The 20026-nt window shown below is 58.1% G+C and carries 18 protein-coding genes and 1 pseudogene; 11 read left to right on the forward strand and 8 right to left on the reverse strand.

Translation table 11 applies throughout. The features are described from left to right. The first annotated feature begins 9 nt into the window (after window positions 1-9). The 4 genes from JQ558_RS00300 (at window position 10) to JQ558_RS00315 (ending at window position 4818) form a co-directional block, all read left to right on the forward strand. Entirely contained in the window at window positions 10-285 is a 276-nt protein-coding gene (locus JQ558_RS00300) for a hypothetical protein (protein ID WP_212292487.1), read from the forward strand. Window positions 286-583: 298 nt separating this feature from the next. Next, window positions 584-1993, forward strand: coding sequence for a sensor histidine kinase (locus tag JQ558_RS00305; RefSeq protein WP_212292488.1), 1410 nt, complete (start codon window positions 584-586; stop codon window positions 1991-1993). Between the two features lie 192 nt (window positions 1994-2185). Further along, entirely contained in the window at window positions 2186-2878 is a 693-nt protein-coding gene (locus tag JQ558_RS00310) for a response regulator transcription factor (RefSeq protein ID WP_212292489.1), read from the forward strand. Window positions 2879-3519: 641 nt separating this feature from the next. Continuing rightward, window positions 3520-4818, forward strand: coding sequence for a hypothetical protein (locus JQ558_RS00315; RefSeq protein ID WP_212292490.1), 1299 nt, complete (start codon window positions 3520-3522; stop codon window positions 4816-4818). A gap of 1636 nt (window positions 4819-6454) precedes the next feature. On the opposite strand, the gene JQ558_RS38235 is transcribed toward JQ558_RS00315, so the two are convergent. The 8 genes and pseudogenes from JQ558_RS38235 to JQ558_RS00350 all read right to left on the reverse strand — a co-directional run bounded on the left by JQ558_RS38235 (window position 6455) and on the right by JQ558_RS00350 (window position 13158). Further along, window positions 6455-6898 carry a lipocalin-like domain-containing protein gene (locus JQ558_RS38235; RefSeq protein WP_409410471.1) on the reverse strand — a complete coding sequence of 148 codons (444 nt, stop codon included), beginning with the start codon at window positions 6896-6898 and terminating at the stop codon, window positions 6455-6457. A 260-nt stretch (window positions 6899-7158) separates the two neighbouring features. After that, window positions 7159-7692, reverse strand: coding sequence for a hypothetical protein (locus JQ558_RS00325; protein WP_212292492.1), 534 nt, complete (start codon window positions 7690-7692; stop codon window positions 7159-7161). Between the two features lie 192 nt (window positions 7693-7884). Beyond that, on the reverse strand, window positions 7885-8415 hold the full coding sequence (locus JQ558_RS00330) for a hypothetical protein (protein WP_212292493.1): 531 nt from the start codon (window positions 8413-8415) through the stop codon (window positions 7885-7887). Window positions 8416-8642: 227 nt separating this feature from the next. Beyond that, the gene (locus JQ558_RS00335) at window positions 8643-11027 is read right to left on the reverse strand and encodes a DEAD/DEAH box helicase family protein (RefSeq protein WP_212292494.1); all 2385 of its coding nucleotides are present in this window, start codon (window positions 11025-11027) and stop codon (window positions 8643-8645) included. Next, window positions 11024-12169 carry a PriCT-2 domain-containing protein gene (locus JQ558_RS00340; protein ID WP_409410484.1) on the reverse strand — a complete coding sequence of 382 codons (1146 nt, stop codon included), beginning with the start codon at window positions 12167-12169 and terminating at the stop codon, window positions 11024-11026. The genes JQ558_RS00335 and JQ558_RS00340 overlap by 4 nt, the downstream gene beginning before the upstream one ends. Beyond that, window positions 12143-12720 (reverse strand): annotated as a pseudogene (locus JQ558_RS38240) (bifunctional DNA primase/polymerase); the annotation flags it as partial. The gene JQ558_RS00340 and the pseudogene JQ558_RS38240, both read right to left, overlap by 27 nt. After that, complete coding sequence (locus tag JQ558_RS00345) at window positions 12654-12899, reverse strand: hypothetical protein (RefSeq protein WP_212292496.1); 246 nt, start codon at window positions 12897-12899, stop codon at window positions 12654-12656. The pseudogene JQ558_RS38240 and the gene JQ558_RS00345, both read right to left, overlap by 67 nt. A gap of 28 nt (window positions 12900-12927) precedes the next feature. Further along, window positions 12928-13158 (reverse strand): helix-turn-helix domain-containing protein, encoded by a 231-nt coding sequence (locus JQ558_RS00350; RefSeq protein ID WP_212292497.1) that lies wholly within the window; start codon window positions 13156-13158, stop codon window positions 12928-12930. A gap of 125 nt (window positions 13159-13283) precedes the next feature. On the opposite strand from JQ558_RS00350, the gene JQ558_RS00355 reads away from it, so the two are divergent. The 7 genes from JQ558_RS00355 (at window position 13284) to JQ558_RS00385 (ending at window position 18433) form a co-directional block, all read left to right on the forward strand. Continuing rightward, window positions 13284-13961 carry a hypothetical protein gene (locus JQ558_RS00355; protein WP_212292498.1) on the forward strand — a complete coding sequence of 226 codons (678 nt, stop codon included), beginning with the start codon at window positions 13284-13286 and terminating at the stop codon, window positions 13959-13961. Continuing rightward, window positions 13958-15112, forward strand: coding sequence for a tyrosine recombinase XerC (xerC, locus tag JQ558_RS00360; RefSeq protein WP_212292499.1), 1155 nt, complete (start codon window positions 13958-13960; stop codon window positions 15110-15112). Before JQ558_RS00355 ends, xerC begins: the two co-directional genes overlap by 4 nt. Before the next feature lie 363 nt (window positions 15113-15475). Beyond that, window positions 15476-15727, forward strand: a complete 252-nt coding sequence (locus tag JQ558_RS00365; RefSeq protein WP_212275281.1) for a chemotaxis protein — start codon at window positions 15476-15478, stop codon at window positions 15725-15727. A gap of 61 nt (window positions 15728-15788) precedes the next feature. Beyond that, window positions 15789-15989 (forward strand): hypothetical protein, encoded by a 201-nt coding sequence (locus JQ558_RS00370; RefSeq protein WP_249128358.1) that lies wholly within the window; start codon window positions 15789-15791, stop codon window positions 15987-15989. A gap of 314 nt (window positions 15990-16303) precedes the next feature. Next, window positions 16304-16549: a hypothetical protein gene (locus JQ558_RS00375; RefSeq protein WP_212275283.1), complete on the forward strand. Its 246-nt coding sequence runs from the start codon at window positions 16304-16306 to the stop codon at window positions 16547-16549. Between the two features lie 1201 nt (window positions 16550-17750). Next, a complete protein-coding gene (locus tag JQ558_RS00380; protein WP_212275285.1) occupies window positions 17751-17942 on the forward strand; it encodes a CsbD family protein in 192 nt (63 codons plus the stop codon). 131 nt (window positions 17943-18073) lie between these two features. Beyond that, window positions 18074-18433: a hypothetical protein gene (locus tag JQ558_RS00385; protein ID WP_212292500.1), complete on the forward strand. Its 360-nt coding sequence runs from the start codon at window positions 18074-18076 to the stop codon at window positions 18431-18433. Window positions 18434-20026: the final 1593 nt, after the last annotated feature.

Genomic DNA, 20026 nt, shown 5'->3' on the forward strand with positions numbered 1-20026 from the left:
CCTCACCTGTTGAACCAGACCGCAACGGCGGCCGAATTGTTAAAGCTGATGTCGATCACAAAATTGGAATTGATCGGCGGGTCCGCGTCGACGCCGCTGCGGGGAGAACGTAGCGGCCTTGGCCAGCAGGACGAACTCAAGATCACCCTCGTCAATGCTCGCGCGGTCATGACAACTTCCCCAACTCAATCGCGCTTCGCCGCCATTGTGATGCCGACCGTGGCTCACGCTGCATCGATGCCCGCTCTACGATGCCATCTGAGATTTTTCGGAGCGCGCGGATAAGGGGACAAGGTCCCGAGACGTACGAGGCACGAGGTCCCCGTTGAACGGGGAACAAGGTCCCGCAAAAACTCGGGACTAAGGTCCCGAGACATCGTCCGGCCGTTATGCCTTCTTTGATCGATTACGATCGGACTCGTTAGAGTTAGCGGCGCTTCAGGTCAGTCGGACGTGTTTCAGGCCGCTGGACGTGCTAGACATGGGTTCAAATTACTCAACGATGGATGGGGACTCGGGGCGCTCGTCAGGTGGCGCGGGATTTTCAGACGTAGCTCCTCGCTTTGCGCAAGGACACACGACAATGAATTGGCCGTCGAGAAAGACCGGCTTCAAACGCTTTTCATTCGGACTTGCTCAGCAATTTTTCGTGGCTGCCGGGATTACGATAGCCGTCTCGATGATTCTGCTTGCGCTGGCGATCTCGCACCGCATCGAAAAAAGCATGATGCAAACAGCTGCCGAAGAAGGCGCCCTCTTCACCGAACTCTTCCTCGGTCCATCAGCGCAAGACCTAGCTGCTTCCCGCAGCCTGTCTCCCGAAAGTGTAAAAAAACTCGACGACTTGCTTGCAGGAAAACTGGGCGAGCGCATAAAACTGATCAAGATATGGTTGCCGGATGCCACGCTTGTGTACTCTACCAACAAGGAGGCAGTCGGGGAGCGATTTCCTTCGCCTCACATCGCCGCAGCCGCCGCAGGCAAGGTGAACAGTGAGTTCGATTATCTGGACGCCGTCGAGAATGCCACGCGGAGCAGCCTGCATGTTCCGCTCGTCGAAATCTATGCTCCGCTATTCCGCAAAGGGACCAAGACGATCATCGCCGTCGGCGAGGTCTATGCTGATGGCAGACGACTTGCGGATGATCTTGCTTCGATCCGTCTCATATCAATGGGGATCGTTGGTGCGGTCAGCGCTCCGATGATGCTCATACTGTTCCTGATGCTTCGCCGCGCTGCAAACCTGGTCACCGACTACCAGGCAACTCTGCTGAAGAATGTGGTGGAGGCGAAGAAGCTCGCCGCGCAGAACCACAAGCTGCGTCGAGCGGCGGATAATGCCCGCCTGGAGGCCGCGAACTCCAACGAGAATCTTCTTGCGCGGATTGGACAGGATCTGCATGACGGGCCGATCCAACTCGTGAGCCTCTTGATGCTCAAGCTGACCGAACCGAGCGGCAAGAAGAGAGCCGAGGTCGGCTGTAGCGGCCCCGACAATGCCGGCACCGAAGCTCTGACTGCACGGATACTTAGCGAACTCCGCGACATCTCGACCGGACTTGTGCTCCCCCAATTGGAGGGCCTGACGCCCAATGAGATACTCAGGCTCGCCGTACAGAACCACGAGGATGCGACGGGAACGAAGGTCGACCGTCAAATTGGAAACTTGCCCGAAGATCTCACGCTTCCGGTGACAATATGCCTGTACAGGATCGTACAGGAAGGATTGAACAACGCGTTTCATCACGGGAAAGCAAAGGAACAGCGAGTCGAGGTTTGGGCGGATACGCAATCGATCGTCGTTGCGGTGAGCGATAGCGGCCCAGGGCTGGTCGACAACAATCATGCGAACCGGCGCAGCAGGATTGGCCTTGGCATCGCGGGTTTGCGCAACCGTGTCGAGGCCCTTAAGGGCACGTTTGAGGTGATATCGCAGCGCGGCATTGGGACACAAATTCGAGCAAAGCTGCCCGTCGCACGAATAGAAAATTAGAACTGCGATGACTGGCACGCAGCCTTGCTGGCGCATCGGTTCCCTCTAACGCACAAACTACGAGGACCGGATCATTCGGGGTAACCCTTAAGTAAATGTGTATGAACATCGACATTCGCCTCTTGATTGCGTTACATTTTCAACCACTCAATCCGAACGTGAAGTTCTTTAGCGTGAAATGCCGGAGCCATTATGAATACGGTTTCTATTGGGTTGGTAGACGACCACCCATTGATGATTGAAGGCATCGTTGCGCTGTTGTCGCGCGCTCAGGGGCTCGAAATTTTGTCGACGGGTTCGACGGCAAGAGACATCATCGACATTTCCTTGCGGTTCCATCCAGACGTCATCATCGTCGATTTGAGCATGGCCGGCGACGTCTACGAGGCAATCGCGACGTCTATCAAGGTCTCACCAAATACAAAGGTAGTCGCGTTCACTGCTGCGACTGGCGTGGACTCCGCGATCCGCGCACTGGATGCTGGTGCAACTGGATATGTCCTGAAAGGCAGCAGCGCGAAGGAGCTCATTCAGGCTGTTGAAGCGGTTCGGCATGGCGAAACGTACATTACCCAAAGCTTTGCGAGCCAGGTCATCGCAGGATTACGAAACGCGTCGGTGCGACGGCTGGCGGCCGAAGCCGTCAGATTCAGCATCCGCGAGGAACAGATCGTTCGGCTTTTGCTACGCGGTTTCACTAATAAAGCGATCGCCGCCTCGCTAAAGATCAGCGAGAAGACCGTCAAAAATTACATGACGATCCTGATGCAAAAACTCAACGCCCGTAACCGCCTCGAAGTTGTTATTGCCGCACAAGCGCTGAGCGATCGTGACGCTGACGGCGCATTCGGAAATGCAAGTTCGCAACCGCGCCAACTCTGTTGAGAAAACACCACCGGATTAGTGCGGATTGCTAAATCGCCCCCCTCGACGTTGAACGCGCGGTTGCAGTACGCGGTTGCTCGTTTCTCGAGCCAATCAACTCGTTCAACTCAGTTAGGAGATCGACTAAGACCGGATATTGCGTTGGCGAAGCGGTCTTACCGTCGTTCGACATATGGCGGCTGAAGCGCCGGATCTGGTGCCGCGCCCAACTCTTGAACCAACGTGTGAAGTTCGGCGGCCTGCTCAATCAGGTAGGCCGCAATCTGAGGGTCAGTAGCCGACCTGGCGAGCTGAAGAAGCGTCTCCACCTGACACGCGAAATAGTCTCTGCCGATCACGGTGGTCGTCCCCACAAACTACCGGTCCGGTGGCCTGATGCAAAGACCGGACATTCGTTCCTCAATGTACAATATTGGACATAAGGAGTCTCCCTAAACTTACGGAACTTGCACGGCTGGCGAGTCTCAGGACCTTGGTCACATCGTTTTCAGGACCTTGTACTCTTACGGACGCCCCTTCTGAAAACTTTCATATGATGCCGTCAAGCAGGCCCGATGCAGCGTGAGGCACAAGTTGGCGTCCCATTGTGTTAGCAATCGCATTGATCTCCGAGTTCGATAGCGCAGAGAAAGTGTATTTGCATGCGCCATGCGATCGAGACCGCACCAAGAGACGGAAAACTCATCATTCTCGAGGATGACGCGAGCGGCACCTATGACACCGCGCGCTGGTCGCGCAAGACGTATCAATGGGTCGGTGAAAACGGCGAACCGAGCAAGCTTACACCGACGCATTGGTATCCAAGGCCCCGCGACAAATATCTGCTACGAGAAGATGACAGACCGCCGAAGCGATTTGCGGCTTGGTCGATCACAGCGGCTCTTATCTCACTGGCGATTATCGGCGTTTATTTCCGCGCCGAAGTCGTCGGTGTTGCCCAATACGCCAGTCGCCAGGATGCCTTTGACATCGGTCGCCTGCACGTCGAGCGAGACACCAAGCCGCCGGCCGATTTGTTGGCGGTTCAGCAACAGGCGGAAGCCGATCAGGCCAGACCCCCTGCAGGCGCGCCGGCCATGCGGGCTGGGATGGCGTTCGTACCAGAAGCGCGACAATCTCTGGAGCTGGAACGACCTACTGACAGCGTGGCTAATGAGCTTGCTGAGACCCGCCGCACTGTCGATCGGCTCACTCTGCAGTTGCGGGCGGAGATAGCGAATTCCGCTCGATCGCTCGGAGAGGAGCGCGGGAAAGCGACCGCCCTCGCGCAGGACGTCGACACCGTACGACGGGAGCTAACCGCAAGCTCGGTGGACTATCGTCAAACGCTCGATGAAGAACGCGCGCGCGGTGCCGCATTCGCGAGTGAACTAGCGACGGCGCAGCGGGAAATTGAGAGCCAGGCGGCGCAATTGCGCAAGGCGGGCGACGAAGCGGCGCAGGTCAAACGGACGGCGGAGCACACAATGGCGGAACTGCGACAATCTCTGCAGCAAGAACGCGAAAGAGCGGCGGCAATGGCACGGGATCTGGAGTCCGCGCGGCGTACGAGCGATGTGCGCGCTAAGCCTGAGCCTGCGGCGAACGGCCAGACGCTCAAAGCCGCGCAAGCGGAGGAGATAGCACCAATAGCACGGCCGGCGGCCGTAGAGGTGCAAGCGCACGGTAGTCCGGATGCGATCAGGTTGATCGCGCTCGCCAAGGCGTTGCTCGGTAAGGGCGACATCGGTGCTGCCCGTGTCGTGCTCGAGCGCGCTGCCGAAACAGGGAGCGCGCAGGCGAGCTTCATGCTCGCGGAGACATATGATCCCGTTATCCTATCCGGATGGGGCACGTACGGAACGCGCGGCGAAGTGACGAAGGCGCGCGAGTTTTATGCGAAGGCGCGCGCCGGTGGCATTCAGGAGGCGAGAGATCGGTTCAATGCGCTGCGTCAGTGATAGGATGACTCTCCAGGACGCGAGGAAGCGCGCCCCGATGGCGATAGTTGCTAAACGACTGACTGGCAATTCGATTTCATTATGGAGGTGTTGCCGTGAAGCACGGTCTTTTTGTCGGCGATCGTGTAAACATAAGCTCACTCGGCGCTTCGCGTTGTCCTCGACTATCGGGAAAACTCGGAACGATCGTTGGACGGAGCATCTATGCTAATAGCTTCAGCGTCGGAATCGACGGCAATAAGACAGCCTCCACATTTCACCGGGACTACCTCAAAACGACCCACGAACACGTTGAGTGAGCCTCTGGTGCAGGCTGGCGGCCTCCGACGACCATACTGCTGTCACAGGCGCTCCGCTGCTGATTCACCGCCATCGCCCGTCAGACTGCCCCCGAACGGGGTTCGAGGTCGGCTAGTCCACGGCTTTTGAATACCACTTGCTAGGATCAAGTTGCCGAGATTTCAGCACTCGGCCTCTGGCAATAGAAGCATTGTAGCGGCGTAGCGACGCACACGATGTCCCCTCACAACCGTCACTCGTAATCAAATGCGATAGAAACTTGCTGCGCAGGTTTATCGAAGTTGGGCACAGAAGACGAAAAACATTTCGCAAATTGCGGCTACACTGCTTTGAAGCATAGCAACGAAAAACATCTAAACAAAATATAGCGGAGCGAAATCCAAAACGGTTCGCAACTATCTAAACTGAGTGTTCCTCAACTTTGCGGGCTACGCTCGATGCTTGGCGTGCAAGAATTGAGCATGCAACCGAAGCTCGAGCAGCCGCAAACGGGCGCGCCAGCCATACAATACTCACAATTGAGTTCCTCCCGCCCTTTAACCGCCTGAATCCATACTGAGGCTACCCGCTGATACCTGTCTAGGGCAGAAGATGATTAAGACGGTCTGGCTTGCGATCGTATGTCTAGCGCTGCTCAGCGCCTTGGCTGTCGGCCAGGTGCTCAGAACGCCTGCCGGCATCCCAGCCGCGGAGATGTCAGCAGACGGGTCGACCGTCGGCATTGCTGACGCTGACCACGCGCTCAGCAAGGCCGATCGACTTGAGATTAACTACGTGCGTCAGGAAACCCCGCCCCAAGCTGTCTTGCAGCCAATCGAGCCAACCGCACCTGTCGTAATTCCGCCTAGCCCGTCGGTGGAAACTAAGATCATAAGCCGACACTGGCGCGATCCTCATGCCTCTTCACCTTCGCTCCAAGATTCGCGGCGGAGCGAATTCAGGAAGACGAGAAAGAACGTCGACCGCAAACGAAATCAAGCTATGGATCGATCCAAACCACCTGACCCGGTCAAGCCTTGCAGCCGGCCTGGTCCTTTTGGGGATCTGTTAAGGGCTGTGAATTTGGCGCCCGCTTGCGCATCGTAGGTTTCAATCTGTTTGCATTCACTGCCATTCGCCAATCGGATTTTATTGTGGTCGATGCGCGCGTTGGCTTAGCAACTCCGCGTAACAGGTTGATGTCTGCAACACCGGGCAGAGGGACATACTCGGTGAACCGACATTCGTTCGGATTTCACCACCAGCCCGGTCGTCAACCCGGTGCGCTGATTACGTTGCCCAAGTGAATCGCGACACGCGCCCTCATTGGCTATCCGCTCAAACAGATCTTTCGGACCTACTTGGCGCGCCTGTAGACGAGCTCAGAAGACCCGCCCATCGATGTTGATGGATTGGCGACCTTCAATTCGTCAACAGCAATTTCGAATGCTCGCGTCTGTTCGGTTTCTGCCCGATTAGGGAACGAACTGCCCTCAAATTTCAGCGTATACGTTTTCTTCGTTTCATCGACCGTGTATGTGCCGAAGGTGGCAATACTTCCCTGTACCACGGAGGGCGGGCCGCTGTACGTAGAAGGAAAATCCCCGCTCGGAGGCTGCAAGGCCGAGGCCAAGGCTCGCTGGATGTGAGATGCGCGACACCAGCGGCGTGAGCATAGGCTCCCATCACGCCCCGTTCCATCATCCGGTTTATTTACCTCGGATTTTCCAAACACACAGGAAGATCGCAACAGAGTAAAGGTTCCCTGCCCTGTCTTGGCGCGGGAGCCATACGCGGCCACGCCGAGGAAGCGACCTAACGATTCCCGCGCAGCTTAAGTCTGCCTTCAAGGAATCACTGGCGGTCACCAGCGGTGGTCTCCTCGGCGCGCACGCGCTCAGGCGCTGTTGCGCGTTCGGTCACGCTCAATGCACTGTGCGACGACCGCCGAGCGCGCGAGCGACCGCCCCGTTGAGAGCGCGCACGATGATATTCCGAGTCTCGCGTGCGGAAAGCACTTCGATCTCGCCGTTCGGGTGGACCCGAAAACCGGCTGGTTGGTCACTCTTCTGCTTCGACATCTGCATCTTCTTCATGGTGTGGTCCATTAGTAGCAGCCGCGAGACCCGCCGCAGCGACGCGTGCGGGGAAGTCTGGCGATGCGATTTCTTCAAGCGTTTCGCGAATCGCGCCGTCGAGAGTCTCGTAGACTTCCTCCTGCGGGCGGTGCGCCAGCAGGTAGGCCACCTCCCCTGGTACATTCAGAAGCCGGTCGCGGATGACACGCAGGCTGCTCGCCACCATCCGCTCGATCGGCTCGATCGGCACCAATTTGCCCGCTTCCAATGCATCTTGACGCTCCTCGCGACGACGCTTCGCAGCCACAAGGCGCGTGCGTTCATCGGTGAGCTTGCTACCTGCGGCGCCCCCGCGACCAGCGGCAACCGAGCGCAGGTGCGCCAGAACTTCGCGGCGTACCTCGTCGAGATCGTATTGGCCGGACGGCTGGCGCGTAATCACGCCTTCCGCGAGATATTGATCGAACTGAGAACGCGAGCAACAAATGTGAGCTGCCGCCTGTGCGATTGTAGCCATTTTCCTTCTGACTCCTTATTTTGTACCATACGGTACAAATAGGTTGGGCGCAAGTGCTTGCCGCATCGGCCCCCGGTCGGGAAGGACCCGAGCGGGAGCCTGGCTAGGAAGCCGCGTAGCTTCGCATGCCGGTACTTCGCTTTCGACATGCGGCGCTATGATACGATCAGGTTTGGCGCAATGTTCTGCGAATTAGACCTTGAGATGCTCTCCTTGGCTCAAACGTTTGCGCTTTTCAGCGTCATTGCTCCAATGTCCCGCATAGTAGCAACGGAGATGCTTTCCTGGCTTCAAAATTCTGCCCTTTCCCTCGTTGCGCGACATGAGATAGGCTTCTTCTGGTTCGATTCCCAACGCGCAAAAATTGAAATCAAACAGCATTCCGTGACCGTCATATACGGTCGAATGCAGCTCTGAACTCAATATCCGCCATTCGGAAGCCGGCATAACAGCCTGGGCCAATTCGAGACTGTGATTGACCAGCCAATGGCAGGCTGCGTGCTTGACATACTGCCAGTAGCGGGGCTCCCGGCCGCGATGATCGATGTCCCAATCACAGGACTCGAATTGTCGGGGGACCATGCCGGCTTCAAATGATTGACCCCATCTCCCATAAGTGAATCGGTTGAAGTCGCGCACCAGAATTGGCTCAAAGCGTTTCAGATGCGGCTGAATTCGTTTCCAGTTTCGCACTGGGTCGTAGTATCGGAAATTAGTTGTCAAGATATTTTCCTCTCAAGTAACTCGGACTGATCTGACCCGGTGATGATGCGTCCGTTCATCATCGCTGGCGCGGCGGTCACTCCGCCGCTATTGCGCAAGGGCTCGCCGCCGCTGACGCTGACGCCAGTGACCGTCTACACTTGTGCAAATTTCAAAAGAGCAGGCTTGCCTATCGGCTCATGATGAGTCTGGAAGGCGACGGGTAATGCTGCCCACTGCTATCCCAATCATGCGCCACCGTCTGATCTGTTGCCCTGCCGTGCGGCGAGAACATCAACCGGTGACGAGAACAGTCGTCGCGACTCGGATGGCTGTTCGCCCTCGCCCGGCATCAGCTCAAACGCTGCGAGTTCGCCCAGCGCGCCCTCGATCCGCGCCCGCACGCCCGGCGCTACTTCCGCAGACAGCAGCGCCCGTCGCGCGCGTTGACCGCGGCCGTTAGGTTTGAAACGGCATAAATTTGAAGTGAGCCCAAAACCACTATAAGAATATAAATCTATAGCGTGATTAGGCTCACCTCGGGCCGAAGTGAGCCCAATGGCGCTATAAGAGCCGGCCGACGAAGTGAGCCCAATTGCGCTATAAGACGCGGCGGCGAACATCTCCGAAACCCGGCCGTCACGGCGATACCTGTAGTCAGCGGCTTTCCGGTCCTTGAACAGATCCGGATACAGCCGCGCCGCATCCGCCGGCCATTCCGGAACCAGCCCGCGGGACATCATCTCGTCGATTTCATTCGGCTCCACATCGGCGACGTGCACGAGCGCATCGATCGGAATCGGCAGCGTCAGGTCATCAAGGATCACGAACGCCTCGACGGGAGTCTCCGGCGTCCGGTTCACCGCGCGCGACCGGCCAAGCGCCTGCAAGACGCCGCCTTCAGCAATAGCGCGGCTAATCAGGTTGGCTGCCTCGTTCTCGTACCCATTGCACGGCAGCAGCCGCTCCGTGCCATCCTTGAACTGGATGACCCGGTGTTGCTTCACCCGCTTCCCGACCGTGACCGCGTTGCCCGTCAGCGCCGATCCCGAGATCTCGATCGCCGACGGGCTCGGCATCGGCCGACCAATCGTGATCAGCACTTCGACTGTGCCGTACTTGTCCAATCCCTCGATCGCTCCGAAATGAGCGGTATCGACATTCGGGATGTTCTGAAACACGTCCTCCACATGCTTTTGAGAGATCACCAGCGTGCGACGGCCGCGCGCAAGGTGGATGACTAACGCACGCAGCCGATCGCGGCGCCCCTGTTGTTTTACGAAAGCATCCAGATGCGTTGCCTTATCCGGCAACGCGAGAATTTTCTTGCCGACCGAGAGACCAACGATCTGAGTGATGCGCTCGTGCGGCGCAAGCACATTGATTTCCTGCAGCATCGTGAGGTACGGCAAGTGATGCCGGACCATGTCAATCTCCATGGTGGCGTCGCCATGCAGCAGCGGCAACGCAGTGAATGTCTCGTGAATATCCTTCTTGCCGAGCACGCGAAGATAGCGGTTCGCGACACCGGCTTCGATTACGGTCTCGATAATCAACCGCCCCGCAATCTCCTGATCGCCGTTGCGAAATTCCTCCAGGGCTTTCCACATGCGGGCGCGACGCCGGATTGGTCGCATGTACTTATACTGCTCGATTAAACGGTAGCGCTCCTCAGCGCTGGTATCTGGGCGCAATGCGACCTTGACCATGCGCTTGAATTCAAGCTTGGCCGCTTCGGAATAGCTGATGTTCAAGTTACCCACGTCGATGAGCGCCTGTCGCGTCACTCGACCGTCGGGCATCTGCATCAAAGCGGATTGCAGCTTGCTGCTGAGGTCGCGCAGCTGTCTGGTTTCCTCGTTGGAAACTGCCTCGCCTTTCTGACGCACGGGATGAGTAGCCAGACTCGCGTCGCAGATCTCGCCGATTTTCATGCGGGTCTGGCGCGGATCCTGAATGATTCCTTTCAACGAGAACCCCTCGTCGATAATCACAAGACCGAACGTGTCCTTGCCGAACCGGTTGAGGGTGGTGAACAGCAGCTCATGCGCGGCAAAGACCACATCGGCCATGTTCGCCTTCGCGCGCTGCAATTGAAATGCACAGCCGTCAAAAAATCGGCATTTGCTTTTACCGTCCTCGCAACAGGTCTTGTGCACGTCAGCGCCGATGCTCTGGGCCGCCTTGACCGCTTCAAGATTCCGGCACAGCGGTTCGCCGGTGTTCAAATCCTTGGCCTCGCGCGACTGATAGATCGTCGTTGAGATGCCGAGCGCGCCGAACACGGCCAGCAGCTTGTTGCTGGCTTCTTCGGCCAGTCGGTGCGTCGGCACCAGGAAAATCACGCGATACAACCGGTGACCCCGGCGCTTCTGCTCCTGCACAAACTTTGCGACGCCCTGCCGCATTTGTTCAGACTTTCCGCCTCCGGTAGTCAGTTTGAGCGCAGCATGCAGCGCCGGCTCATAGTCGGGATCGATCACGCCCGCCGGAGGAGCCGGTGTCTCGTGAAACCGCACTGCCTGTTCAATGAACAGATCGATAATCGCGCGCATCTGCTTGCGCGCGATATCCACCAGCACGGCGCCCCAGTGCTTTTCCTCTCGATCAAGCGCGACAAACATATCGTTCATCGCTTCACCAGCGGCAGCGTGCCATCGAACGGGAACAGATCGGCGGACTTACGCGCCGACACGGCAACGCGGACCAGCGCGCCCCACGACTGCCTGCATTTTTCCGCGGCCATGATTTCGTCTTCGCAATCGACGATCACCGTCAACTGCTTGAAGTTGTGATAACGCGGCTTCGGGAAACCGGCGATGCCGTCAGCCGAGAGCACCGACCATGCCAGCTCGAAGCCGCTCATCATTGCAGCCAGCGCCGCTTCGATGGTTGTCGCAATCGTCAGTTCGCCGGGGACAATTCGCTCGCCGCCGAGCTTGATGACGCTGCAGGAATGGATCGGACCGATCGTCTTGCGCTCGATCGCAGCTGCATCGGCGCTGAGAGCGGTGAGATGAACCGCCACTGGTTCGTTCGTCAGAATGTCCTGCACGTAGGCGACGAGGCAAGGCAGATGGCGGTCGCCAAACCGGCAAGAAGGGTGAAAGCCAAGCACCTCATGCGCCGCTTCCGGGACCGCGAGACCGAGTCCTGCGAAGTATTTCTCGGCAAGCGAACCACGCAACGGCTGTGCCGTATCAAACAGCACAATGGCCTGTTCGATCAGATCGACGTCGCCGGCGTCCGTATCGATCCAACCAGCATGAGAACGGATGGATGCCAGTCGGTGGTCGGAGCGCCAGTTCGGCGATGCCTGATCTGCGAGATAGTAAAGCGTGCCGGCGCCGATTGCGGTCGGCGGGTAATTTTCGAGCGCCACCCACTTAGCCTCCGTGGCCTCATAGTCATAGCCAGGATATTTCTGCGACCACCGATCGAACATCGCAAAGCCGGCGGCGCATCCGCCAGTCGCGGCGAACACAGCCATCCCGATCCGGTTCCATTCGGTCCAGTTCACGCCGGCATTGTTCGGAATTGCCATCAAGGCCGCTTCGATCTCTTCAAGATCGCCAATGGCCTTACCGTCATGGTGGGGCTCGAACTTGCGTTTCGCCTCCGCCGGCGCCTCTCCGGACGCACGGGACGGAGATTTCGTCACCTCCTTCTTGCTGGTGGCCTCAATCAGCCAAGCCGGCGGCTCAGCAACCGGCAGGTCGTTCAGCCAGCGGTACTCACCAACGCCAGGCTTGATGCTCGGCGGCGCAATCACCATGCCGCCATCACCGCGCACGTCCACACCGGGCGCGAGCTCGCTGGTGCTATTCTTGATGTACGTATCTGCGCCGGGATGCCGGAAATAGCGATGGATCGACCCGCTGGGGCTCACCGCCATCCGGGTCTCAGGGAACGGCCCGTGCTTGGCCTCGAGCGCCTTGATCGAGGCAAGGCCATCCACGTCATGGCCCTCGACAGTGCCGGCCTCGACCACAAAGATGCCGGACGCCCGGCCAGTGACGATGGCGACATGGCATTGGGCCATTTGCGGAAGTCCGCCGCAATCTCTTCCGGATCGCGGGTCTTGCCCCACTTGGCACCGCTGTGTTCCTGCGACTTGTGGGACTTCTTCTGGCCGGGAGGTGCGGGGAACACCTCCCAACCCATGGCGGCATATTTCAGCGCAGCGTTGCAACGCGCGCTCTGAGGACGCTGCAACACCCCGCGCCAACCGACTTGAGACTTGACGGATGAATGCATGTTTACGACCGAATCTTCTCGCGCTCGCGCATCAAGATCGCGTTGCGTTCCAAGCGAGCGCAGGCACATTCCTCGCGGCGCTTGGCCTCAGTCTCGATCGCTTTTGCTGAACGGCGCAGCTCGGCCGCAATCTCGCGCATAGCCGCAATGGACTGTACGTCCTCACAACGCGTGCCGTGGACCGCGTGTCGCGCTGTGAACTTGATCCAGCGCAAAATGACCGGAACATGCTTGGCGAGATCAATCACGAACGACTCCATAAGGCTGCTGCAATAACTAAAGGCGCGGCGGGATGCGGGGCAGCGCTTCCGACGGCGACCGGCCCTCCTGCAAAATGCGATCCCATGCGGCGGCAGGCACACGCTTCAGGCGGCCGAAGTTCACAACTGGGATTTCGCCGCGTCCAGCCGCCGCATAGGCGCTGTTGCGGCTCAGGCCCGCCATGCGGCCGGCTTCCGGAACGGTGTAGGTAAGTGGTTTGGCCGCGGGCGGCTGGTCGTTTTTCAAGGGAATCCTCCTGATATTTCTGTCTTAACTTATACAAGACAGTACCTAGATCGCCTTGACCGGAGCAACGGGATTGTTTATGTCTGCGTGAGATTGTTAAGACAATTAATTCCGGCGGGGGACCCATGGAAACACGGAAAAAACAGCCAGCAAAAAAGCGCCGAGGCCCCGCCCCCCAAGGCGATTACGCGGGGAAGGCCAAGACTATCAACACGCGGGTCACGCCAGATTTGCGCGGTTGGCTCGAAAAGGCGGCGAGAAAGAGCGGTCGGTCATTGTCGCAAGAAATCGAAACCCGACTTCGCCGAACCTTCCGTGAAGAAGACGACCTCGCAAAACAATTTGGCACCGCGGACGCTGCTCGCGTTTTTCAGACAATCGCCCTCACCCTGAACATGATTCGGAACCCCGAGAACCCGGAGGCGGACTGGCTTCATGATCCCTACGCTTTTGCGTTTGCGGTGGATGCCATCCACCAAACGCTTTACTTGGTCCGACCCAAGGAAGCGACAGATCCGTTTCTTGCTTACGGGCTCGAGGGCACGGTGAACCCGAGTAGGGTCGCTCGCGAAGTGTGGCGCGACATTGCCAACTCGGACCCAACGTTGCCGTTGACCAACGATCTGACGTTCTATCAATGGCTCGCGCGGAAAACTAAGAACACAATTCCTGAGATCGTTGAACGCGCTGGCGAACGAGCAAACAAGTCCGAGAGCGAGCCGCGACTGGAGGACGATCCACCTACAAATGAGGAGCAGATCGCGATGGAACAGATCATGTTTCCGCAACGGGGCAAAAAATGAAGGGCACCATCAAGCAACGCTCCGAAGGTTCCTATTCCCTGATCGTCGATCTGCCTCGACAGCGCGGCGACAAGCGCAAACAGAAATGGATCACGTTCAAAGGCACTAAGCGTGAAGCGCAGAAAGAACTCGCCCGCTTGATCACGGAGGTGGACGACGACACCTTTCAGGAACCCAGCAAGATCACGCTCGCACAGTTTTTCGAGCGCTGGCTGACCCACATGACTTCGCAGGTCGATGAGCGCACCCACATCGGTTACGCCGAGAAGGCTCGCAAGAACATCACCCCTCTGCTCGGCAGCACATTGCTCACCAAATTGCGGCCTGAACAGATTTCGCAAGCCTACGCGCAAGCACTCGGTCGCGGCCGTCGCGATGGCAAGGGCGGCTTGTCGTCACGCACGGTGCATCACATGCACCGGATTTTGAAGCAGGCCCTCGGTCAGGCGGTGACGTGGGGAGTACTGAAGCGCAATCCCTGCGATGCGGTCGATCCGCCCCGGGTCGAAAAGAAGGAGATGAAAACCTTCGACACGGCGCAGACAGCCGACGCGTTGAGCGAAATGCGCAAGACGCGCTTCCTGATAGCGTATCTGCTCGCGGCGCTTTGCGGATTGCGCCGGGGCGAGATCGCCGCGCTGCGCTGGAAAAATGTCGATTTGGATACTGGTGTGTTGAAGATCGTGCAGACCGCCCGGCAGATCAAGACCGTGGTCAGCTACAAGCCAGTCAAGAACGACAAGGGCCGCCCGGTAGCACTGTCGTCAACCATGGTCGATGAACTTCGGGCACACCGCGCGAGGCAGGCCGAAGAACTTCTCCGGCTCGGAATCAAATTGACCGGCGACAGCTTTGTGTTCGCCCAAGTTGACGGTAGCCCGATCAAGCCCGGCAGCATCACCAACGACTGGGTGCGGCTGGTCGCCAGATACAAGCTGCCAAAAATCCGCCTGCACGATCTGCGGCACACCCACGCGACGGCCATGCTGGGCAGCGGTATCCATCCGAAGATTGCACAGGAGCGGCTGGGCCATAGCAGCATCGCGATCACGCTCGACCTGTATTCGCACGTGATGCCGAACATGCAGGCCGATGCTATTCAGACGATGGACAATGAACTGCGAGCGGCTATAAGCAAGCAGCCGAAATGAAATGTTAGCAAACCGGTTAGCAAAGAGGTTTTTCAGCTTCGATGTCTCTCGGATTTTTTAATCGTTTCAATAGGTTGGAAGGGTGGCCGAGTGGTTTAAGGCACCGGTCTTGAAATACTAAAGGGCGTATATTGCCCCGTACTTACTGGTAGTATTTCGTCGGGTTTTCCGAGGAGTTTTCGCACCTCGATACCATCGTAGTCCGACCAGTGAGCCGCAGTTAGCTGGGATTTGGCCCCAGCATTGGTCCCAAGAAAAGCGTCTGTCCATATCAGCAAAAGACCGCTGTCACCTTGGAAGGTTTCGGACTCGCATTTTCACGGCCCTCTCCTATCTCAGCCGCATGAAGACCAGGAGTTCGACATGGAAATCGACCGCTGGGAGAAGGATGAGGCTGGAGACATCAGGATGCTGCCCCTGTTGGGGTTCTCGATCCTTATCGCCGCGGAAACCGCGATCGGCCTCCGGCTCGAACATGATGGCGACAGCGAGGATTCGCCTTCCGGCGCGCTGCAACTGATCCTGACGCCAGCGCAGGCAAGCGATCTCGGCGGCATGTTGCAGAAGGCCGCCGAGCGCGTTGGGGAACAAACCGTCCGGCGAATACCCTCGTAACCGGTAAACCGGCGGGCTCTTCTGGACTCGCATTCCTTGGCACCTGCCCTATCTAGCCGTCATGCGTACCTGTGCCTTCGAACCCTGCATCCCGACCCGCGCCACCAAGGTCCCGACCTCCAAAAGCTGGATCCACGAGATCAAGCATGACGGCTATCGGATGATCGTCCAGCGCGACGGCAACAAAGTGCGGCTGTTCGCCCGCAACGGCCATGACTGGAGCGATCGGTATCCGCGCATCGTGGAGGCCGCAAGGTCGTGATCGACGGCGAGGCCCTACTGCTCGGCGTCGACGGTGTCTCGCTGCTTTCCTGATCAACTGCGCCGCTGATCTGACGTCGGCGCAGCGGGGTTTACCGCCCTACGGGCCTGATACGCTGGCATGGGCCCTCACGCGGGCCAGAGCAATGTTACCTTACCCGTAACTTAGCCCCGCCTCACCGGCGGGGCTTTTTCGTAGTGCAGAAGCCCGCCAACCGATGCCTTATTGCTTGTCCGGCCACCCTGCCATCCGACGGAAAGTGGAACGTGCACCCGCGACACGTAGTTAGTCCGGACAGCCAAAAGGAGATCACGATGTTCAAGAAGACCTTTATCGTTGCGGCGTCCCTCGCGTTAGCTTCGTCCGCATTTGCGCAAGGAAGCAAATCACCCGGCGGCTCGGATGGCACGCTAGGCAACCAGATGCAGGATACCACTAAATCGAGAACTCTGGGCGCATCGGACGCGCCGGGGCACCAGCTGCAGGATGATGCCAATAAGTCCAAGGGCGCGCGGGGACATCAGACCACCACGGGCTCCAGCACCTCGACCAAGAAGTAGAACATTATGTAAGAGCGAGGCCAGGTCCGTTGGCCGAGGGTCGGCGCGTCGGCCTGGTTAGCCTCTCAAGGCGAGGAACCGTCGGCAGAGGTAATCGGGGGTCGCTTGTATCAATAATCACCGCGGAGCCCGCAGTCCCGGTGAAGACAGCCACTCATCGACATGTGTTCCAGTTTCCGCTTGGCGGGCCTTCCGGAGCAGTTCGGACCAATTTTTCGGCTTGGGCACGCAGCCGCGCGGCTTCCTGCTCAAGGGCGCTCGTTCAGGGATAAAAGTTGTTTGAAACGACGTCGAGGGATCATGGCGCGCTCCTTTCCGTCAGAGAAAGGCTGCCAGGCGTTCTCATCACAGATAAAAACCACGTACCGGGCTGTGATGGTCAAAAGTGTAGAACTTATCATTGCCCGCGTCGGCCCAGTGCAGCACACACTCCCCAAAATAGCCCCGCCGGACGGATGAAGAAATGGCCTAGCGGCTCTCCTCCTGAGGCTGGGGCCGTTTCTACGATATGGGGCCGGGAATTGCGCAGACCCGGGACTTCAAGCGCTTGCCCCGTTTGGAACGGCACCCCTGCGTCTGGAGTTATACACATCGAGAAAATCAACGGGCCGTTCCTGTTCACGTTCGGCGGCAGCCCGGCCGTGTACGGCCCGGCCGCAGCTACGCTGGGAGGGCGCGCGGCGGTGGATGAGCTAGTACCAGCCCATGTGGAGACAAATTCCTATCCATGCGAGAACGGAAACCGCTGCAATTGCGTTGGCGTACTTCTGATAATTCTGCATGTCACTTCTCCGGAGCGGTTCAAACCGCGTGCGGATCGGCCGGTCCAAATAAGAAGTAGCCGTCCCGGAGGACTTCGGGAGCTTGGGTTTATGTAAAGTTCACCCCGCCGGCGCGGAGCTATTCGCCTGAGCGCTTGCCCGTTTGGCTCATTAGGCACTACATACGTCCAGCCATCGGTTTGTTCACTATGGAACACAAAGGCATTGAGTACAGCTTAGTCCAGGCAGCCAGCCCCTTACCGCCGGCAAGTTGCAGCCGGGTCGTGACTGGCGGACGCAGGTCACGGACGAGTTTGCCACCCCTCTTCGTCATCAACGTAAGCGCCAAGACCCCGCACTAGCGCAGGCATCCGGCCCTTCCGAGGAACGGCTGTGCAGCTTTGCCGTTGTCCCTTATCCCAACAGCAAGGAGCACGATCATGGATCGCGAACACGTTAAGGGCGCTGCCGACAAAGCGAAAGGTGCCATCAAAGAAGGTGCCGGCAAGCTCACCGGTGACAAGGAAATGGAAACTGAAGGCAAGATCGATAAGGCCAAGGGTTCCGCCCACAATGTTGCAGGCGACTTGAAGGATGCAGCGCGAGACGCTGTTGACGCCATAAAAAAATAGACCGAAGGAAAAACCAAAACTCGCCGCCTTCGGGCGGCTTTTCTTTAATCACATACTCGCGACCGTATTTGCCAGGAACAAATGCTCTTGGGATGCCTTTGATTCGGGTTCTGTTGCGCGGAGTTGCTTTGATGCGTAATTCCATTTGGACGCCGTCGATCGTGCCCAATGGCAACGACGAAACGGTCTATCTGGTCGCCGATGATTTCGGCAAAATCGGCCGCGCCTGGCGCGAGACCGACTATGAGACCACCGACCTCGAGACCGTGATCCAGGACCTGCTCATTGGGCAATACAGCAACCCGATCCGCGTTATCGCCTTCAACACCGCCGAGCGCTGGTCGGAAGACGTTTCCGATGACGTCGCCTACGAGCTGCGTCGGCGCTGCGATCTGCAAGGGCGCGACATCCCGTTTTTCCTCCAAGACTTCACCGACCGCCTCGAACGCTACCGCGACGTGCAGCTGCCGCTGCCGATACGTCTGGTGTGACCCATGGTCGAGCTTCGGCCGCCCCGATTCCTGGTCAGACAGGATGGTAGCGGAACAAAGTGGATGGTCTGGGACCGTGTGTTGAAGCGACCTGCCCTTTTAAAGGATGAAGAATTGGTGAGGCTGGCGTTCTCCGCCGCCGAGACCCTCAGGGACGCTTTAAACACCGATAAACGGGCGCGTTGCACTAAGGCCCCCGGAGCTTCGGTAACTGAATAAAACGATCAAAAGGCCCCGATGTATCCCGCGGCGAGGTTGCGAAGCTTCCTCAAATAGCGACGGAAAGGCTGGCGGTCATGAATGGCAATGATGTTCATGTAAAAACGTGGAATAACTCATCGTCGGACATCAGCTAAGCAACCTTGATCCAACCAAGGAGTTTCGCTGCGCATCGGCGGTCAGGTCATCGCTTTCTGTGCTACTGCCGATAATACCGATACGGCCGCTCCCATACGAATGTCGAGCCGAAGCGATATGGCAGCGGATCATAACCGATCAAGTACGCAGTTTTAATGCGATAGTGTCGATGGCGAAAGACCCGGGTGGAGAGGCGCGAGGTGCTGCACACGCACCGCTGACGCGAGGTGAAGTCGGACGCAGAACTTTCATGCGGCTTTAGCGCAGCAGCAGATGCTTGATCCGAAAGGATGCAGAGCGCACTAAAGGCGACAATCGACAGCAGACGAACCATGGCAAATCTTTCCAAGACACCGAGTATAACAGCACAAAGATAAGCAAGTTCCCTGACCCGTTAGACCAACGCTGTTGTATGAGAATGAGGTGTCCGCGGGCCTGGCACAAGGCCGCCGGAAAGAGACCAGCGCTATCAGACTCTCCTCGTCGAGTTACAGATGCTTTGAGCGCATTTCGCGTCGTGCCGGGTTATCCCTCAATGGATCGATCATTGCACTTATTCCCGGATAGTCGATCATTGTAATATTTACGCGTGGCGGGACGGCGAGCATTATTAATCTAGGAGATACTCAGCAAGCTGGTTGCTCGGCCATTAAGCCGGGCCCACGTCAGCGAGCCATGAAACGGCCCCGGGGCGGAAAAGCTACGCCGCACCAAGGCCGCCAACCCAGTTGGGGTTTTCTCCCGGTAGGGGCATACGGGGGCTTGGAGACCGGGAGCCTTGCATCGACTCTTTGGGCGCGCCGGAGTTCCAAAGAAACGGCCCAGCTTCGGGAGACAGCGCTGTATATCAGCGGCTGAGTGCGCTTTCGAGGGCTGGCGGTTTCTGAACGCCTGGCTCCTTCGGGACAAACTGGCAATTGTCCGGTCCCTCAATTGCTATGATCAAACGGCCCCCTTCGCGGGGCGGCATTTTGCCGGCCAGAGCAACTCCGGAACGACTTGCAGGTTATCTTTCGGGAAAAATCGGAAAGGACGCGGAAATGAAAAAGATTTTGGCATTAGCGACTGCTGCCACCATCGGCATTGGTTCCTTGGCTGCCTCCTCACCAGCCGAAGCGCGGTGGCGAGGAGGAGGATGGGGTCCCGGTATAGCAGCCGGGTTGATTGGGGCAGCAGTGATCGGGGGCATAGCCTCTAGCGCCTACGCCTACGGACCCGGCTATGGTTACTATGGCG

Origin of the sequence: Bradyrhizobium sp. AUGA SZCCT0160 (assembly GCF_018130105.1) — a bacterium.
GTDB lineage: Bacteria > Pseudomonadota > Alphaproteobacteria > Rhizobiales > Xanthobacteraceae > Bradyrhizobium.

Excerpts from the sequence above, each read along its gene's own strand:
- JQ558_RS00305 (WP_212292488.1), top strand. The coding sequence starts at position 584 with ATGAATTGGCCGTCGAGAAAGACCGGCTTCAAACGCTTTTCATTCGGA.
- JQ558_RS00310 (WP_212292489.1), top strand. The coding sequence starts at position 2,186 with ATGAATACGGTTTCTATTGGGTTGGTAGACGACCACCCATTGATGATT.
- JQ558_RS00315 (WP_212292490.1), top strand. The coding sequence starts at position 3,520 with ATGCGCCATGCGATCGAGACCGCACCAAGAGACGGAAAACTCATCATT.
- JQ558_RS00325 (WP_212292492.1), bottom strand. The coding sequence starts at position 7,692 with ATGGCTACAATCGCACAGGCGGCAGCTCACATTTGTTGCTCGCGTTCT.
- JQ558_RS00335 (WP_212292494.1), bottom strand. The coding sequence starts at position 11,027 with ATGAACGATATGTTTGTCGCGCTTGATCGAGAGGAAAAGCACTGGGGC.
- JQ558_RS00340 (WP_409410484.1), bottom strand. The coding sequence starts at position 12,169 with ATGGTGATTGCGCCGCCGAGCATCAAGCCTGGCGTTGGTGAGTACCGC.
- JQ558_RS00355 (WP_212292498.1), top strand. The coding sequence starts at position 13,284 with ATGGAAACACGGAAAAAACAGCCAGCAAAAAAGCGCCGAGGCCCCGCC.
- xerC (WP_212292499.1), top strand. The coding sequence starts at position 13,958 with ATGAAGGGCACCATCAAGCAACGCTCCGAAGGTTCCTATTCCCTGATC.
- JQ558_RS00365 (WP_212275281.1), top strand. The coding sequence starts at position 15,476 with ATGGAAATCGACCGCTGGGAGAAGGATGAGGCTGGAGACATCAGGATG.
- JQ558_RS00370 (WP_249128358.1), top strand. The coding sequence starts at position 15,789 with ATGCGTACCTGTGCCTTCGAACCCTGCATCCCGACCCGCGCCACCAAG.
- JQ558_RS00375 (WP_212275283.1), top strand. The coding sequence starts at position 16,304 with ATGTTCAAGAAGACCTTTATCGTTGCGGCGTCCCTCGCGTTAGCTTCG.
- JQ558_RS00380 (WP_212275285.1), top strand. The coding sequence starts at position 17,751 with ATGGATCGCGAACACGTTAAGGGCGCTGCCGACAAAGCGAAAGGTGCC.
- JQ558_RS00385 (WP_212292500.1), top strand. The coding sequence starts at position 18,074 with ATGCGTAATTCCATTTGGACGCCGTCGATCGTGCCCAATGGCAACGAC.